The 1,837-nt window shown below is 61.9% G+C and carries 1 protein-coding gene and 1 pseudogene; both read left to right on the top strand.

Features of this window, described 5'->3' with window-relative positions; genetic code table 11:
- The first annotated feature begins 170 nt into the window (after window positions 1-170).
- Window positions 171-1,100 carry a hypothetical protein gene (locus BFL28_RS20800; protein ID WP_173655785.1) on the top strand — a complete coding sequence of 310 codons (930 nt, stop codon included), beginning with the start codon at window positions 171-173 and terminating at the stop codon, window positions 1,098-1,100.
- A gap of 95 nt (window positions 1,101-1,195) precedes the next feature.
- Window positions 1,196-1,837 (top strand): annotated as a pseudogene (locus BFL28_RS16705) (hypothetical protein); the annotation flags it as partial.

Below are 1,837 nucleotides of genomic sequence, written 5' to 3'. Positions count from 1 at the left end.
GCGTTCGCCGCCGAACTTGAACAGCAACGGGCGGGGTTAACCCCGCCCGTTGCTTCACCTGCGCTCATGCGCGACAACACCGGTCGGTCTCTGGTTGCCGCTGGATGAAAGGCGGGGGTCACGTCAGTGGCGAGATTTGCCAGTGCAGCGCTCGGGACGCCAGTGTTAATATGACCAGTCAAGACTTGGACGGGTTGACGTTCCCAACTTTCACCAGTTCCGTACGTGCTCGTTGGGCGCCGATTTTTCTATCGCCAATTCGGGGGTCAGAAGAGCGTCTGGTAATCGGAGTCGCGTTGCTCGGCAACGAAGGCTTTCATATTGAGGCGGCTAACGCGCTGTCCCGCCTGCAATGCCTGTACGGGGCACAATCAGACATCATTATACAGGTTGCTGGCGTAGTACTTGACGAACTGAAGCACGACCTTGTCTCACGCTCTCTACAAGCTCTGCTAGATTTCCGTCCTTCGATTACCGGTGTCTCAATCGGACAAGTTCGGGAAGCAGAAGGGACCTCATTGCAGGCTATCGGCCAAGCTTGGATGAGCGCTCTGTCATCTCTGTACGATGCCGATGCTCAAGCTGTCGCATTGGAAGCAGATGATCCTGAAGCAACATATGAAGATCGGTTCGAAGCGTTAGCGAGCGGCGATCGGCTGCCCGTGCTAGTTCTGGACTATGTACTCGAAAATAGAGCGGGGTTAGCGGGCTTCTTTCGCTCTGATTTGGGAAGACGTCCCCGGCGGCGCCGTAGCCATGAGGTGTCCATCGACTTCACCGGCTCGAAACTCGTGGCAAATTTTGGAACTCTGCAGGTCGGTCAGATCACACGATCGGTCGATCTGATTAAGAGGCGACTGTGGGACTTGAAGGTGGATCGCGACGCGGAGGCCACTAATATATTTCGCCGCTCGCATGAAATGTTGGTGCAGGTTCCGGCGGCAAATGATCCCCAGGTCACTGATCGGCAATATGAAAACCTGCAGATCGCACTTCAGGCTCTTGAGGAGCAGGCGGATCAGGAAGAACTTCGACTAGCAGCCTTCAACTCTGTGGCTGCGATTGGAGAGCGCCTTCTGGCCTTCGAGCAAGCCGCTTAAATCCCTAGTAGTTGCTGTTCCCAAAACGTTCTTTCCTACACGCCCTCCGCCCTATAACTGGTCACCCCTCAACGTGACTCACGGGGCAGGGACTCATGCGCAAACCTCAAACGCGCTGGACGGCGGACACTGAAACGGCGTTCCTGCTGGCGCTAAGGCAGACGGGGACGACGCGGGCAGCGGCTGCGCTGATCGGGCGGGAGAAGGCGGGGGCCTATGCCAGGCGGCAGCGCGATCCCGACTTTGCGGCGCGCTGGGACGCGGTGGTGGCCGAATGGCGCGCGGCGGCTGCGGCGAAGGAACTGGGCGGGGATGCGCCGCTGGCGCGCAACGAACGATGGGACGGACTGTCCGAGGTGCGCAAGCGCGCCTTCCTGCGCGCGCTGTCCGAGACGGGCGAGGTGCGCAAAGCCTGTGCGCGAGTGGGCGTGGGCGACATCACCATCCAGAAGCTGCGCCGCAAGTCGCCCGAGTTCGCGGCGGCGTGCGAGAAGGCGCTGCGCATCTCGCTGCCGAACCTGGAGCAGATCGCCTATGAGCGCGCGGTCGAGGGGTGGGACGAGGATATCGTGCTGCGCGGCGAGGTGGTGGGGACGCGGCGGCGCTGGTCGGAGCGGCTGCTGGCGGATTTGTTGAAGGCGGAACTCGCGGCGCGCAAGGCGGAGCGGACCGCCGGGGCCAAGCGGGGCGGGGGGGGCGGGGGGGCATCGCGCCCGGAGGGGCAGGGGGCGGCGGCC

Origin of the sequence: Sphingomonas turrisvirgatae, from assembly GCF_001721295.1 — a bacterium.
Lineage (GTDB): Bacteria > Pseudomonadota > Alphaproteobacteria > Sphingomonadales > Sphingomonadaceae > Sphingomonas > Sphingomonas turrisvirgatae.
Note: the sequence above shows the minus strand (reverse complement) of the source record. Positions and strands in the feature narration are given on the sequence as shown.

Excerpts from the sequence above, each read along its gene's own strand:
- BFL28_RS20800 (WP_173655785.1), top strand. The coding sequence starts at position 171 with ATGACCAGTCAAGACTTGGACGGGTTGACGTTCCCAACTTTCACCAGT.